The organism is Vibrio sp. HA2012 (assembly GCF_002812955.1).
Taxonomy (GTDB): domain Bacteria; phylum Pseudomonadota; class Gammaproteobacteria; order Enterobacterales; family Vibrionaceae; genus Vibrio.
In genome coordinates this window covers 386,071-401,743 of sequence record NZ_PFXK01000002.1, presented here as the reverse complement: position 1 = coordinate 401,743, position 15,673 = coordinate 386,071, and the positions used below count along the sequence as shown (strand labels likewise).

Here is a 15,673-nt window from a genome sequence, read left to right as displayed (position 1 = left end):
GATACGCTGGGCATGACTTCCGGTAAAAAGAAAACAGGAGCTTTTAATATGCGGTTATTCTGGTTCAGATTGTGTAGTATCTCTCTGATGCTTGTCGTCTATACCGGTTGTGGAATCACCTCGCCCGCCACAGATATTCAGGAGATCAAATCACAGTGGTATATTGTTGAAACAAAAGAAAAACACTGGCCATCATACTGGCTGGTCAATAAAGAATATCCCCGGCTAAAACAGGAAATGTTTATCGCCGGCCCAATAGCCAACAACCGCCCGTGGATAAGTGAAGTCGTAGAGGCTAACCGGGAAAAAGCAATCTACCTTATTGTCTACTATGCAGGGCAACCCGGAACCAGTGAGCTGGTCGATACTTATTATGCTTTGATCTACGATGCCGGAAATCACACTATTCTGGGGCACTATCCTTATCATTATATCTCTCACCGATATGACTATAGCCCGGAATGGGTATTTGATAACCGGCAGATCATAATAAGAGGGGAAGATTTTGAACCCGTTGTTATTGATCTTGAAAATTAACCTATTTGCCATTACCGGGAAAAGCCGAAGAACGACTTAATGAAATATAAGTATCCCAGAACGCCTCATCTTCCCTGGTCATTAGGCTATACCAGCGATGATATCCACCTGCTGGATTTGACTCAATTCCAGAATCAGCATGTGACTGTTACAGAGAAAATGGATGGAGAAAATACTACTCTCTACTATGATGGGTTGCACGCACGCTCTCTAGACAGTCGTTATCACCCTTCCCGGGCATGGATCCGGGCGCTACAGGGACAAATCGGCTGGAAAATTCCCAAAGGATGGCGTATCTGCGGTGAAAATCTGTTTGCCCGCCACTCTCTTGCTTACGACACACTAAGCAGCTATTTTCTGGTTTTTTCTGTCTGGAATGAAAACAACTGCTGTCTGAGCTGGCAAGAGACGTGCTCGTTCGCAGCATCATTGGGACTGAAAACTGTACCCGTGATGTATTCGGGTATATGGGATGAACATATAGTGCGCAATTTAAGTATCGACCCAGTAAGGCAGGAAGGCTACGTTGTGCGCCTAAGCGGTGCTTTTCTCTATAGCGATTTCTCAAAATGCATCGGCAAATGGGTACGTAAAGGGCACGTAACCACAGACAAACACTGGATGCACTCAACAATGATCATGAATAAGTTAGAAGAAGATGATAACACAAACTGAATGGCTGGAATCACTCACCCAGAATAACACTCCGGACTTTGCTGAATGTTTGCATTACCTGTCTTCTGCTTTCCCGTTGCTGACTCAACTGGAATCAACAATACAAGACCCAGAGTGGCATGCAGAAGGAAATGTTGCCCGCCATACCGAAGCCGTTCTCAATGAGTTATACCAGTTATTGAAAAATGATGCCGTACACATTACCGGACGAGAAAGACAGGCACTGATCCTTGCAGCTTTGCTGCACGATATAGCAAAACCATTGACTACCAGAACCCGGGAAATAGATGGCAATATACGTATAACCTCTCCCCGACATGAAACCGAAGGAAGAAACCTGATTGCTATTCCATTAATGTCTCTGAACCTGGATTACTCCGTTGTAACCCGGATAATGGGGTTGGTTGGCTACCACAACTGGCCAAAACTTCTCGTCATAAAAAATGCCGAATACAGGAAATATCTTCAACTAGCACTTAATGCGGATATTCAATTATTATACTGGCTGGAACTTGCTGACATGCTCGGCAGAAACTGCCCTGATAAACAAAAACAATTAGCAATATTAGCTGAGTACAGAATGTTTGCTGAAGAATATCAGCTCTGGAAATATTCAGATATTGAAGCATTTCTTTGCAAAGATATTCAGGTTAAAGCAACGGTATATCAACAACGTTATGTGAATGGTTATGCTGTTAATGAATTAATCAGAGGTGATATCTCATTACCCAGTGAGGCGATCGCCCGAACCTATGAACACTGCCAAAAATACAGCCGGTTGTATCTGTTATTCGGTATTAGTGGCAGTGGTAAATCAGAATGGATTAAGCAGCATAAGCAAAATAACTGGCACGTTATCTCTCTGGATAAGATCCGGGAAGAATTACACGGAGATCGCAGTAATCAAAAAAACCGTGGGCAAGTATTACAGATCGCCAGAACAAGATTGAAAGCTGCGTTAGCTACCAAACATGATATCGTATGGGACGCCACTAATCTGCGCAATGACTACCGAAACCAGTTAACAACTCTCGGGCGTAATTATGGGGCTCTGATAATATTAGTTATCTTTCATCTGGATGAAACAACACTACAAAGACAAAATCTCGCCCGCCCCTACTCCGTACCGACCCACGTTCTGCAGCGACAAATCGAAACCATTCAGTGGCCCACTGCTGAAGAAGCACATCAGCAACTTGTTATAGGAAAAAACGGAGAAATACTTTTATATTCGAATAATTTTGATTGTGACGGAGCAGTACCGTAAAAAGAAAACTTAAAATTATCCGTGTTATTATATAAAAAAGGAAAAAAACAGTGACTACTGATTTTATTTTTGTCTACGGAACACTGCGTAAAGAAACAGCAACCGCCATGCATCAAGTTCTTGCTCAATATTGTGAATATGTTTCTGTCGGAAGCATGCAGGGAAAGTTATATGATATTGGTCATTATCCGGGAGCCATCAAATCAACGGAACCAAGTGATAAGGTTTATGGAGAATTATATCGGATCCTGAATCAGGAAAAATTGTTTATCCGACTCGATGAGTACGAAGAGTGTACAGATACATTCCCCCGGCCACACGAATATATCAGAGAAAAAACCACCATCACCTTACCCGAAAGCAATAATATCCAAGCCTGGGCATATATCTACAACTACGATACATCAGAACTAATCCAAATTAAGAGCGGTGATTATTTGGTGGATAGGTGAATATAGATGGCTTTCTAACGATGATAGCTATCTAAGCTGCCTGTGCGGCAGTGAACCATACTCATCCACGGCCAAAGCGGTGTTCCCGTTTCTAAGCTGCCTGTGCGGCAGTGAACAATGCTGGTTATTCCGATATCAATATTGTTGATTTCTAAGCTGCCTGTGCGGCAGTGAACCTCTTGTACGCTTCGCTGATGGCGTTAAGTTATTTCTAAGCTGCCTGTGCGACAGTGAACGCGTTAATGAATGATTCTGAACTTGAGTGAGATTTCTAAGCTGCCTGTGCGACAGTGAACCGAAGGGCCAGTTCTTCGTCGCTTTCTTCATTTTTCTAAGCTGCCTGTGCGACAGTGAACATATCATCATATTTTGAATCCGCCCAAACTTGTTTCTAAGCTGCCTGTGCGACAGTGAACGCGGTGAAAGATTTTGCGCCTCATCAAGCGGGTTTCTAAGCTGCCTGTGCGACAGTGAACTACCACGCACAAAATGTCCAAGATGGTGGTTTTTTCTAAGCTGCCTGTGCGACAGTGAACCATTTTTTTCCGGTTGGTGATTGCTCTGTGATTTTCTAAGCTGCCTGTGCGACAGTGAACAAATAGCATCAACCTCACCCTCTGCAAAAGCATTTCTAAGCTGCCTGTGCGACAGTGAACATGAACTCTTTGATATCGCCAATCCGGAACAATTTCTAAGCTGCCTGTGCGACAGTGAACGTGTTACCAAAGACACCTACGAAATCATTATATTTCTAAGCTGCCTGTGCGACAGTGAACAGATTTTGGTGCTATTGGTAATTTGGGGCAGTTTTCTAAGCTGCCTGTGCGGCAGTGAACATGGGGTTGGTGAAAAAGTTGGTGAAATACAATTTCTAAGCTGCCTGTGCGGCAGTGAACGTTTGAGTGGTGTTATTGGTGATGGTTTGGGTTTTCTAAGCTGCCTGTGCGGCAGTGAACGGCGTTCTGCGCGTCTGCGGTCGGTTCTTAGTTTTCTAAGCTGCCTGTGCGGCAGTGAACCTTATCTACGTCCACATCAAACGAATCATTATTTTCTAAGCTGCCTGTGCGGCAGTGAACCTGGAACCTAGTGTGCGTTAAGCGTTACGGCTTTTCTAAGCTGCCTGTGCGGCAGTGAACTCGCTCTCGGCTCAACACCGGGTTACGCCGTATTTCTAAGCTGCCTGTGCGGCAGTGAACAGCTCCTTAATCGTATAAAGCCCCACGTTGACTTTCTAAGCTGCCTGTGCGGCAGTGAACGAACTTAGGTTTTGATGCCAAGTGTTACGAATTTTCTAAGCTGCCTGTGCGGCAGTGAACGGTTCCTTACCGCTGCCGTTGACGTTCAAGCCTTTCTAAGCTGCCTGTGCGGCAGTGAACAGAACGGGCGTTCTTCTCGGCTTGCTTTAGGCTTTCTAAGCTGCCTGTGCGGCAGTGAACGAAGTAAGCAGCTCGGCGAGCATCATCAACTTTTTCTAAGCTGCCTGTGCGGCAGTGAACTAATTATTAATGGGCGGTGAAAGCCGCTCTAATTTCTAAGCTGCCTGTGCGGCAGTGAACTGAAAGGGTGATTACGTGTAAGTTTCCAGCATTTTCTAAGCTGCCTGTGCGGCAGTGAACGTGTTGTCTAAGTTTGATTATCATTTTTTCCCTTTCTAAGCTGCCTGTGCGGCAGTGAACATTAACGCCAGATTGGACGTCTATTCCAACTTTTTCTAAGCTGCCTGTGCGGCAGTGAACTAATGGCGGTTTCATTTAGACACGGTTCAAATTTTCTAAGCTGCCTGTGCGGCAGTGAACTAACAGTACGTCATTTGCCGTATTTACAGTACTTTCTAAGCTGCCTGTGCGGCAGTGAACCTACCCAAATAAGCATCACGTCTATTTAAAGTTTTCTAAGCTGCCTGTGCGGCAGTGAACTCAGCGGGCATTCAGATAGAACTTGCCCTGATTTTCTAAGCTGCCTGTGCGGCAGTGAACATCAGTTGGCAAAAATTGATGCCATTATTGATTTTCTAAGCTGCCTGTGCGGCAGTGAACGCTTGTCGCCCTTTGTGTATAGTGGGTTTGTCTTTCTAAGCTGCCTGTGCGGCAGTGAACGAATTATTGTTAGCGGTTCTGATGATCAGTTGTTTCTAAGCTGCCTGTGCGGCAGTGAACAAAGAGAGGGTACTGAGTCAGCTTCAGCCTATTTTCTAAGCTGCCTGTGCGGCAGTGAACTAAGAGAGAGTGACACAACTTGCCCTCACTGCTTTCTAAGCTGCCTGTGCGGCAGTGAACAAAGACTTTATTTGCTAACACAATCCTTGCTATTTCTAAGCTGCCTGTGCGGCAGTGAACGTATCCGGAAACCATGCCATGCTGCATGAAGCTTTCTAAGCTGCCTGTGCGGCAGTGAACTTGAGTCGCTTTTACATACTTCTGTTAAAGATTTTCTAAGCTGCCTGTGCGGCAGTGAACTTGTTGATGTGCCACCAGTCTTTATGCAGGGCTTTCTAAGCTGCCTGTGCGGCAGTGAACGTTGATCGCACTCTTTGGCGAACAGTCTATATTTTCTAAGCTGCCTGTGCGGCAGTGAACGGTGTGCGCGTCGCCCCCTCATACGTTTGATCTTTCTAAGCTGCCTGTGCGGCAGTGAACTGGATTGGGGAAAGTGTCGAAAATTCTATCTGTTTCTAAGCTGCCTGTGCGGCAGTGAACGAACTGCTTTGGGTTTTGGCCATAGTCTTTCATTTCTAAGCTGCCTGTGCGGCAGTGAACAGCATCAGCAAACTCTACTTTCGGGGCAGCAATTTCTAAGCTGCCTGTGCGGCAGTGAACCTGCTTAGGGCGTCAATATTGTCTGATATAGCTTTCTAAGCTGCCTGTGCGGCAGTGAACGTGATTACATGTTGGGCAAGAAACATTATCTATTTCTAAGCTGCCTGTGCGGCAGTGAACGTTGATTAATCATAGCTACCAATTTTCCGTTTTTTCTAAGCTGCCTGTGCGGCAGTGAACGGTTAACCGATTTTACAGGCAGTATTCAGAATTTTCTAAGCTGCCTGTGCGGCAGTGAACCGAACGTTAGTCCGTTGGCACATTTAGTAGATTTTCTAAGCTGCCTGTGCGGCAGTGAACAGTAAAAACATTCTTTTACTCAACAAGTTATTTTTCTAAGCTGCCTGTGCGGCAGTGAACACAATCGAATCTAAAACGGCTTAAAGTTGAAATTTCTAAGCTGCCTGTGCGGCAGTGAACGGGAATGGTACTCAAATGTCGAATCACTTGCATTTCTAAGCTGCCTGTGCGGCAGTGAACATGTCGCTCGAATCCGGTACGAGTTCAATTACTTTTCTAAGCTGCCTGTGCGGCAGTGAACGGTTTCTTTCTTGGCGTAACCAGTTTTAACTTTTTCTAAGCTGCCTGTGCGGCAGTGAACTTACATGCAGATTGGCTCGCTGTGTCCGCAAGTTTCTAAGCTGCCTGTGCGGCAGTGAACGCGGGCTAACTGCAGTAAGCAATGACAATGGATTTCTAAGCTGCCTGTGCGGCAGTGAACATTGGCAGAAGTACAGGCAAGACCTTGCGTCTTTTCTAAGCTGCCTGTGCGGCAGTGAACATTATCGATGGAGAACTTGAACAAGCTCGAAATTTCTAAGCTGCCTGTGCGGCAGTGAACGGCGTGTCATTTGCTAAAACGTTTGCTAAGTTTTCTAAGCTGCCTGTGCGGCAGTGAACATTTGCCAAGATAAACCGATTCGGTAACGGCTTTTCTAAGCTGCCTGTGCGGCAGTGAACACGCATATATAACCTTGCTTGCTGCGCGTAATTTTCTAAGCTGCCTGTGCGGCAGTGAACGCAAAGGCATCAAAGCATATGCTTGGTGAGGCTTTCTAAGCTGCCTGTGCGGCAGTGAACTGATGCAGCTTATAAGGGTGGTTTGGCGCTTGTTTCTAAGCTGCCTGTGCGGCAGTGAACATCTCTCGAATACATATTGCGCGCGTTTAGTTTTTCTAAGCTGCCTGTGCGGCAGTGAACAACATGGCCGACACATCGGCGCGCCATGATTGTTTCTAAGCTGCCTGTGCGGCAGTGAACAATAGAATAAATCAATAAAAGAAAGTTACAACAGATAGTTAGGCTAAAAATAATGTTTTTACCCTGTCAAATACCAGCTATTATAACTCTATGTATTTTATACCTATTTTTAAAGAGCAAAAATAAAGGGTAAAAACTTACCCTTTATTGGTTAAAATTGTGGGACAGTCCCCAGACGGCCTTGTTGATTAAGCTTGGCATTCAGTCCATAACAATCAAACTGCCCTTCTTGCTTAATTCCGATGTCATTCATCTCAATAAACAACGGAAATCTACTACTCTTATCAGGCGAACGTTGTTTGGTTTGTTGACTATGTAAATAGATAAACGGTAATGAACAGAGCGAGGTCGGCTTAGTCTTTTCCAGCTCCACAAGACACTCTTGTAGTGACCTGCCAGATTTAGCCGCCCAAAGGTCCGCTTTTTTCTGCATATCTCGTTCAATTCGTTCAGGTGATTTAACTTGTTTCCGAGTAAAGCTAACGTAAGTCACCTCATCGGGAACCATCTTCACCCCTTTAATATGCACGTAGTCTTCTAATCGAGATAACCACTGTTCTATCGACAGTTTTTCTAACCCAGCTTGCTCTTTAGCAAAGAGGCGTAGCTTATTGCCAAGTGGAAACCCAGATTTGCCATACTCAGGGAAGCTCACCGCTATCGCAGATTGATTGTCCGCCACTTTGTTGTCAACAAGAGCAAGGTGTACTTGCTGAAACACATTTTGCCAAATAAAGCCCAGCGATATATCTGCATCAGGTAATAAAGTAATTTCTTGGTAGTAGTTCATCACTGCCACCTACTTATCACTTTCGCCAAATACTCCACCGCGTACGAGTACCGCGACAACATAATGTTCGTCTTCTTCACGGGATAGCGCTTCACCTCGTGCCCACTTATCAAAGAAGGTATAAAAGTCTTGCTTATCTTTAGGAGTACGGAATGCTTTTCCTAAATTGGTAACGGCACCGTAAGGTTCGATAGCAATGGCACCAGCACTTTTATCTGCATCAGAAAAATCAGGGTACCAGGTATCAATCGAGCGCAGCGCGTTACCAATTTTCTGGGAGTGCATAGCGGCATTATCATTCACTGCATACAAGATTTTGCTTTTCTTGCTTTTGCTATTGCCTTTGTCCAATACAAGTTCTTCGCTCGGGTAAACTTCCTGAGCTTTACCAACCTTTGCATAACAGTCAATTTGTAACATTAAGTGCTCAGATTCACTCGATAAAGTTTGCGCAATACGATCAGCTAAGCTTTTGATTTGTTCGTCAGTATGGTCGAAACAATGCACCTTGTATTCTTTTGCATTAAATGTCCAAGTTTGCTCTGAGCCTTTGTTAAGTGCTTTGACTTGTACTTCAATATCTTCCGCACCAACTCGGTTGCGCCATAAGAAACGAGCATTCGCAATGTTGGTGGCATAACGTTGAGCTAATTCAGAACAACCATATTTGGAAATATATTGATTTACCGCAGCACTATAGCTTTGTTTAAACAATGCATTATTACAGGCCGAAGGCTGTGCTAAACCACCCAAGACTTTTAGGGTGAAATGAAGTTTAAGCGTGTCTTGCTCTTGACCTAAAGCACAAGCATCTACTCGTTGTAAATTTGCTTTTTCTACTTCAGCATTCAGCTTCAATGGGTCATTTTGAACTGCAGCTTTCAGGCGGTTGGAAATCGTACCGCGCACTGATTTTTCCTGAAGTACCAATGGAGTAGCTTTATCTTTGGTATCCCAGTTTGTACCATACAAATAGCCATCTGAGGGTACCAATTTTTTTTCAAATGCGAGTACAGAAGCGGTATCGTTATTCTTAGCCATGAGGTTATTCCTTATTGATATTCATTCATTGTGTTAACTTGCTGACATAGGTACAGATCATTGTCTAAATCGGTGCTGTAGCACCAAAGTATCTCATCCAGGTGTTTGATCTTATGCACCATGACAAATTCGCCTAATGTGACAATACTTTCTGCAAAGCGATGGGGAACAGTAGGATCTCGTTGATTTTTCGCCTGCCCAAGCGGAGATATGCCCTGAAAACCCGTTGCAATAGGTACAATCCAGCCCGAGGCTTTACGCTGACTGCGCCAAATGACACTTTCGTCTTCAAGTTGTTCGCTGCTATGATTAACCGTCAGATAACTTAACAAGGCATCCAGAGCATCACAGCCTTCTTTCATTGCATCTTCCATCAATTCTCGTCGTTCAACCAGCACATAACCTGGCATCAACTGGCGCAGTAATTTCGCAGTCTCTTGTTCATCTTCTTCGTCAACTAATTTGCTCACTGGCCTTTGCAGTGACAAGATATCACCACCCGCAATTTTCATCGTCACGACCATATCTTGTAGCCGCTGAGCGAAATCATCACGCTCAATTTCGTCATCATTACCGCGATATTCGATAACAAGGGAAACATCCAGATGACAGCGAGCCTCTTCGATAAATGCCGAACGTGAGCCGTCTTTATCAAGAGGGTTTCCTGTGCCAATAATAGAATGGACGAAATCCCCTTCACCTTTATGCGTTTGTAAATCAAATTGATGGCTCACCACCGCAACACTATCAAACATTAATTCGTCGAGCCCCGCTTGGTTAAGCTTTCGCTCTAACGCATGAGTAAAACCTAACCACGCTGTCATCGCAGGAAAGCCGATAGTGAACGGACTCGATAGTGCATTAGCGTTATGAATGCGGATATGTGGAAGTATTAGTAATCTCATCGTAATGCCTCTTTGTTATCACGAACCACACGTTCAATTGCCAAGAGTTCATCGTCAGCGAGTACTGTAGAGTTATTCGCCACTTTACGGTAATTCAAAATGAGGCTACGAGAAATTTGTCGAATTATACCCTCTAACCACTCATTCTCTTCGATGCGGTATTGTTCATATTCTGGATAGAGCCAAAGCTTTTGCTCTGGTTTCAAATCACTGGGTAATTCACCCTGATAATCAGCTAAGAAAAGTCGCACCTGCCACATTCTATGAATCACCAGATCAACATATTCCTGAATACGATAGTCGCGACCATCGCGTATGTTGATATTGTTGTAATCTGTTTTGAATAATCGGTGTAATGCTTCTAGCGTTTCTTTAGCCTGCCACGCTGTAAAACTCTCTTTAAAGAAATCCGTTGTTGGTAATCGTAAGTTTCGGGGTTTAAGCTCTGGAGGAATGGAAGCTAGCAAATGTGCTTTACCTGCATTTTTATTATTCAGCACGCTTATATTTTGTGGTTTTGTCCCACCGAAACCGATCGTGGTTAAACCAAAAATTTCTTGATAACCATCGGGATGAAACTGACCGTTCTTTCGGCATTCTCTGGCCTGTTTTACTTCTTCACCGAAGCGAAGCGCATCAAGACGTTGGCGCAATTCAAACAAGTGACCGGAATGAGTAAGCAATGACAACAGATGATATTCTCCATCTGCCACCGGAAAATAAACCTGTTTAACTTTAGAGCTTGAAATCGATTCCTGATCGGTATCGATCATCTTTAAAAAACCTTCGCGCAAGGTTTGATAGTCATTATTAGGTTGAGTCAGTAATCCTTTGGCTAATTCGCTCTCTTGTTCTATATGAGTCAGCAAAGAGCGGTTGTCTGCCATCTCTAAACTAAGAAACTTATACACATCTAATGCTGCTGCATTACCTAATGCATCAACTTCCACACTCACATTACCCGAGCGTAAAAATCCATCCGCTTGTGCACGATTTCTTGCAATAACAGATGAAACATAACCATTTTTATTCTTTCTGGCACTGGGATGACTAAATGTACAAGGGTGTGAAGAAATTGATATTTGCCCTGCTCTTTTTGCTGCGTCGGACAACCAGTTTGACAGCAAAAAGTTTTGCTCGCACTCCTGCTTTTTCTCACGCAACTGCTGGTCATCCATAGCAGCACTAATGTTTTTCTTAAGCCATGCCTCTTTGCGCTCAGCAAAAAAGGCTTCTATTGCGGGATCTATCACCTGACATCTCCTTTCATAATCAAGTTATAACTTACTTTAGTACAAGCACAAAAATGATCAACGCCAATATATAATTATTTAAATGTTAAAACTTACGATTCTTTGCAACTTAATTAGACCTGCTGTAATCTGAGCTTGATCTGCTAAAAGCAGCTTAGAAAAATATTTAATTCTTTAAGATGTTAACTACCATGCAGGTAGCTTAAGGCTGGTCGCTCCAGCCTTGTTATTTTCCTTTCTTAACCAACCCAAGTTGATCGTTGTAACAGTATTCATCTTGCTCCCCTCGGTCGGTAAAACTAATCTCACCATACTTAACTGAAGTCTTAAATTCATCATCCGTACTAGAGCTGTATTGACTGACGAGTGCATCATAATCACGATATAACCAAAGCCTTTGCTGCTGCTTACTTGTCAGTGATTGACGTTGAATATTGAGCGTTTGTTCAATGGTATTTAACCCCCGTTGCTCATCACGAATACAAAATTCTGTCGTTCGATGTTTTTTCACTAAATAGAGCTGCACACTCGGTTCGCTTTTTCTAAAGCGTTTAAAATATTGCGGCAGTGCTGTCATCCACCAGTAGCCAGTAATATGACCATGGAGATGATCATTCCAAAAACCATCCGATGGACTCGGACGGCGATGACGAGAGAACCTATCCTGGCGACTTGTGCTACTGACTAGGGGTTTATTGATTTGGTCCACCCCGAGGGTTTTTGCGGTAGCAAAATGTTCCAGATCAGCCAGATTGGTACGTGGTGCCAAGTTGGGACGTTTTTGAATACGCTCAATGGCATTAACGGATTGAAGTAGCAATTTTTCATCAACAAGCTGTTTCAGATCATGAGTCTCCAGTTGCGTTGAACGCTCTGTCTCATAACCTGGATAATTAAATACCCGCTCAACTCCACCTTTAAAGCCTTTATAGTTGTATTGCAACAAACTGATGTTAGGCTCAGTCACTTCGCCATCACGATGCCGTCTTACCCGCCCTGCCATCTGAATAATTGAGCGGAAAGAGGAAGGTTCAATAACCGCCCAATCAAAATCATGATCGCGTCCCACCTCTTCAACGGGCGTGGCAACCAAAATGAATATCAGATTTTTAGTTCGGCAATTATCTATGTGCTGACGAATTAACGGCTCATTAAACGCTACAGGAGCTTCGCCATCCTTTTCTTTTCGTTTCAGAACGATATCAAGGTGTTTTTCTTGCTCATGGCGTAGCAATAACACTTGTTGACTATGGTAAGCCATACATCGAATTTCTATATCTTCAGGCCAATCACAAGAGAGTAAATATTGCGTTAAACCAACGCAGGGTTGAATATTCGCGACCCGAACCACACCGAAAGAAACGTGTGTTTGACTAACTAAGTCGCAAGTAAAATGATGCTGATGTTTCTCTACAATAGCTTGCTGGATATGTTGGTAATATTGCTGCTCCGTAGGTAGGCGATCGTGTTTATCACAGGCAAAAATATCCGCTTTTCGCTTATCTTCTTGCTGTTTTAATTTTGCGACTCTTTTAGTAATAAACTGTTGCTGAAATGCTTGATACTGCTGCCAGTCGCTATCCGCACTACCAATCAGTTCGGCTTGGGTATTAAACTCATCAACGTAAACACAATTAACACTTGAAGCTTGATCACGGCTCGCGGCAAATAACGCCCAGCCTTGTCGATAAGCATTGTATAAACCTAAAGCAAGATCCGGCGGAATCGTTGCTGATGAAATCATGACTTTGCGCCCTAACATCGCCGCCAAGTGCACTAAACGCCCAATAGCAATGAGATCATCACCAGTAAAATCGTCAATTTCATCGATCACTAAATCCGAAGACATAAGGCGTAAGCAAGGCAAAATATAACGACCACCACGTTTAGTCTCAGTGGCTGCCATAATATGGTCGATGGTGCAGGCCAGTACAGGCGCATAAAGCAGTTGTCTCTCTTTAGGATTAGTCAGCACTGTGCTCAATCCATCTTCAGGTAATAGACCTGACCAACGCAGCTCATCATGTTCATCCAGTAGACTTTCTAATGACTCTGACCCTAAATCTGCTTGTTGATACTCTTTTTCTTCCTTATCGATCTGTTGTCCTGATTGATGCAGTTCAAAAATCGCTTTTGAACCTATGAGCACGGCGAGATCATCCTCGGTTAATCTGAGACGCTCTTTATATTCATCCCCTGTTTGCAACGTTAGTGTTCTTAACCCAAGAGCAAGAATAAAGCGCAGGCTTTGTTTATCTTCAGATAAGGCTTGCATGATCTTGGCATTAGCCATGGTTTTACCACAACCGGTGCTGGCCATATTGACCACAAAATAGCCGTTAGATTTATCTTCTCTTGTGTCCCGCCACTGTAAAATCTTCCTGACAGCCTTATCCTGCCATCTAAATTGCTTTGGAGTGTTCGGTTTCGCTGCTAATGCGGATAATTCGGTTGCAGATAATGGCTCAGACTCAAAGTGAGGTAGCAGTTTGACCATATCGTTCGCAGCCTTCGCAACATTGACTAAATGTTCATCTAACTTTTGTTTAAGCGCTTTCGTATTTGGATCGGTATTGGCATATAACTCACTTGGGCTGTTCCAATGAGGATCATTGGGTTGAGAGGAATAATTGTGATCGCCGAGCATCAAGCACAACCGCGCATGATGCAAAATGACTCGCCAGCTTCCGTCTGATACTGCTTGCTCGATCAAAGGCAGATGATGAAACAGATCCTTAGCACGTTTCTGAATTTGTTGATTCCAAATTGATGAGTCTGAAAGTAATCCAAGCGGAAACGAAAAACACTTAGACAACAACTTCTGGTAATCATCAAATTGATTCTCATAACCCCAAGCTTGGGTGATTCTCTTTAATAAATCAGCCAATGATGTATTGTTTTTATCCCTTTGGTTATCACACAGCTTTGGCTCTTTGGGCAAAGGTAAACGGTGGTGTGAGACAATCAGCCAAGAGATCAAACCCGCTAAGGTGGGTAATTCGGCCAAAGGCTTCTCTTTCTCCATCAAACTTATTGGACTGATTACAGGGCTATGAATACCGTCATTAATGATGGCAGAGAGCCACTGCTTATCCTCACCATCAGTTGTTACTGAAGTAACAAACTGATTAAACAACAGACACGAAATCCATTCGTGGCGCAGAGGGTCACCTTTGTGTTTAGTTTGAATGTCTGGATGCAATTTTTCCCGAAACAATAAAGATGCTTTTCCCCAATCATGCAGCAAAGCCGCCATTGAAGTTAGGGCTTTGATAACAGGAAGATATTTCCAGTCACTCTCATACTCACTATTCAACAAATCTTTCTCAGTACTGTTTACCGCCACATACCCTTCCAAATTAAATTTCTTTTTATTTCCCACTACCCACAAAAATTGGCTGCGCGAACGAGATCGGATCCAGTGGCAACTCACTGCAGTGCTGCGACTTGCCGTTTGACGGAGCATTCTTTGCACCGTTTGCAAACCGTCTTCAGTAATGAGTGTCTGCCAAGTGTTATCACCAATACGATTAGCAAAAGCATCCAGTACACGCCGTGTTTTCTTGAGGGCATTTTTCTCGCATTGGGAGACAAAGGTAACCATCATAGTTGCTGCTCCTCTATCTCTGCTGCCGAGTAGTTTTGTAACGCAACTTGCTTCACCGTCTCAAACATAAAATCCATCGCCTTATGCTCGATAAACGATTGCAGGATTTGCTGACGAAATTCTTGCTCTGTGGCATTTTCTTTGGCGCAGACAAACGCCCATGGCAACACGATCGCATCTTTGATTAAATCTGCGACATCAAATACCAAAGCTCCGCGACGAGTTTTGCCGTGCATGATGGCGAAACCATGCGGAATGCCCAAAACCCACAAACAACTTGCGGCCAAACCATAAGCTAAATAGTTGCCATGATTAAGAAAGTCATTAGCTTTGTCAGTAGATTTATGCTGTCGGGAAAAATTCTCTTTACCGGTATTATTGGCTGCGTACTTATAGAGGGATTTGGTTAATTGAGCTTCGGTGAGTAAAAGATCAGAGGGTTTACTAGCAGCATCTGTACGTTGATGAAAAGTATTAAATGATTGCTGAATCACTTCATCCTGAACATTGAATTTTTCTAGTGCTAACTCCCTGTCCTTACACCAAACTCGCTGCAGATAATCAATACGGGCATTTTGGAATATCTTAGCCGCTGTCAGGCGCTTTTCATCATCAAACCAGAAAGATAGCCATCCCTGTAAATATTCAGTTGGACGGTATTCGCTTTGCGGTGTAAACCATTCAACTTCATTTGCCATATACAAGGGTGTACCTCCCCCGCCACAGAATCCAACCAGAACGCCCGATTGAGAAAGCATACGCATTGCAGCCTGAGTGATTGATGTCCCATTACCAAGCAGCAGTACCGTCGTATTCGCAATGGGAATGTTGTAATAAAGATTCTCTTTATCGGCTTCTGTAAGATAAAGGACGCGACCATCTTTTTGCATTACACGGCAATATTCCAGGTAATACATATTGGCGCGTTTTGAATGCAATATCACTTTCAGATCCGAGGGAGATAAGTCATCCATAATTCTGTTCCTTATGTTCAGCTTGACGATGCCATTTTTTACCGTCCGCCCTTATTGTTCAATCCTGCGCATATAATCAGGTAAAGTGACTTTACC

Annotated in this window: 10 protein-coding genes and 1 CRISPR repeat array; of the genes, 4 read left to right on the top strand and 6 right to left on the bottom strand. The window is 43.7% G+C overall.

Annotated features, from left to right (window positions below):
- The first annotated feature begins 48 nt into the window (after nt 1–48).
- The 4 genes from CSW98_RS05645 to CSW98_RS05630 are packed head-to-tail and all read left to right on the top strand — an operon-like array spanning nt 49 to nt 2,931.
- Nucleotides 49–537 carry a hypothetical protein gene (locus tag CSW98_RS05645; protein WP_100799481.1) on the top strand — a complete coding sequence of 163 codons (489 nt, stop codon included), beginning with the start codon at nt 49–51 and terminating at the stop codon, nt 535–537.
- Between the two features lie 39 nt (nt 538–576).
- Complete coding sequence (locus CSW98_RS05640; RefSeq protein WP_100799480.1) at nt 577–1,212, top strand: RNA ligase family protein; 636 nt, start codon at nt 577–579, stop codon at nt 1,210–1,212.
- Nucleotides 1,196–2,479, top strand: coding sequence for an AAA family ATPase (locus tag CSW98_RS05635; protein WP_100799479.1), 1,284 nt, complete (start codon nt 1,196–1,198; stop codon nt 2,477–2,479). Before CSW98_RS05640 ends, CSW98_RS05635 begins: the two co-directional genes overlap by 17 nt.
- A gap of 50 nt (nt 2,480–2,529) precedes the next feature.
- Nucleotides 2,530–2,931 (top strand): gamma-glutamylcyclotransferase family protein, encoded by a 402-nt coding sequence (locus CSW98_RS05630; protein WP_100799478.1) that lies wholly within the window; start codon nt 2,530–2,532, stop codon nt 2,929–2,931.
- Nucleotides 2,932–2,959: 28 nt separating this feature from the next.
- A CRISPR array of direct repeats spans nt 2,960–7,007; the repeat unit is 28 nt; unit sequence TTTCTAAGCTGCCTGTGCGGCAGTGAAC.
- A 151-nt stretch (nt 7,008–7,158) separates the two neighbouring features.
- On the opposite strand, the gene cas6f is transcribed toward CSW98_RS05630, so the two are convergent.
- The 6 genes from cas6f to cas1f all read right to left on the bottom strand — a co-directional run bounded on the left by cas6f (nt 7,159) and on the right by cas1f (nt 15,577).
- On the bottom strand, nt 7,159–7,797 hold the full coding sequence (cas6f, locus tag CSW98_RS05625; protein WP_100799477.1) for a type I-F CRISPR-associated endoribonuclease Cas6/Csy4: 639 nt from the start codon (nt 7,795–7,797) through the stop codon (nt 7,159–7,161).
- A 9-nt stretch (nt 7,798–7,806) separates the two neighbouring features.
- Nucleotides 7,807–8,838, bottom strand: a complete 1,032-nt coding sequence (gene csy3, locus CSW98_RS05620; protein WP_100799476.1) for a type I-F CRISPR-associated protein Csy3 — start codon at nt 8,836–8,838, stop codon at nt 7,807–7,809.
- An 11-nt stretch (nt 8,839–8,849) separates the two neighbouring features.
- Complete coding sequence (gene csy2, locus CSW98_RS05615) at nt 8,850–9,743, bottom strand: type I-F CRISPR-associated protein Csy2 (protein ID WP_100799475.1); 894 nt, start codon at nt 9,741–9,743, stop codon at nt 8,850–8,852.
- Nucleotides 9,740–10,996, bottom strand: coding sequence for a type I-F CRISPR-associated protein Csy1 (gene csy1, locus CSW98_RS05610; RefSeq protein WP_100799474.1), 1,257 nt, complete (start codon nt 10,994–10,996; stop codon nt 9,740–9,742). The genes csy2 and csy1 overlap by 4 nt, the downstream gene beginning before the upstream one ends.
- Nucleotides 10,997–11,222: 226 nt before the next feature.
- Nucleotides 11,223–14,603 carry a type I-F CRISPR-associated helicase Cas3f gene (cas3f, locus tag CSW98_RS05605; protein WP_100799473.1) on the bottom strand — a complete coding sequence of 1,127 codons (3,381 nt, stop codon included), beginning with the start codon at nt 14,601–14,603 and terminating at the stop codon, nt 11,223–11,225.
- Nucleotides 14,600–15,577, bottom strand: coding sequence for a type I-F CRISPR-associated endonuclease Cas1f (gene cas1f / locus CSW98_RS05600; RefSeq protein WP_100799472.1), 978 nt, complete (start codon nt 15,575–15,577; stop codon nt 14,600–14,602). Before cas1f ends, cas3f begins: the two co-directional genes overlap by 4 nt.
- Nucleotides 15,578–15,673 lie beyond the last annotated feature (96 nt).

Excerpts from the sequence above, each read along its gene's own strand:
- CSW98_RS05645 (WP_100799481.1), top strand. The coding sequence starts at position 49 with ATGCGGTTATTCTGGTTCAGATTGTGTAGTATCTCTCTGATGCTTGTC.
- CSW98_RS05640 (WP_100799480.1), top strand. The coding sequence starts at position 577 with ATGAAATATAAGTATCCCAGAACGCCTCATCTTCCCTGGTCATTAGGC.
- CSW98_RS05635 (WP_100799479.1), top strand. The coding sequence starts at position 1,196 with ATGATAACACAAACTGAATGGCTGGAATCACTCACCCAGAATAACACT.
- cas6f (WP_100799477.1), bottom strand. The coding sequence starts at position 7,797 with ATGAACTACTACCAAGAAATTACTTTATTACCTGATGCAGATATATCG.
- csy3 (WP_100799476.1), bottom strand. The coding sequence starts at position 8,838 with ATGGCTAAGAATAACGATACCGCTTCTGTACTCGCATTTGAAAAAAAA.
- csy2 (WP_100799475.1), bottom strand. The coding sequence starts at position 9,743 with ATGAGATTACTAATACTTCCACATATCCGCATTCATAACGCTAATGCA.
- cas3f (WP_100799473.1), bottom strand. The coding sequence starts at position 14,603 with ATGATGGTTACCTTTGTCTCCCAATGCGAGAAAAATGCCCTCAAGAAA.
- cas1f (WP_100799472.1), bottom strand. The coding sequence starts at position 15,577 with ATGGATGACTTATCTCCCTCGGATCTGAAAGTGATATTGCATTCAAAA.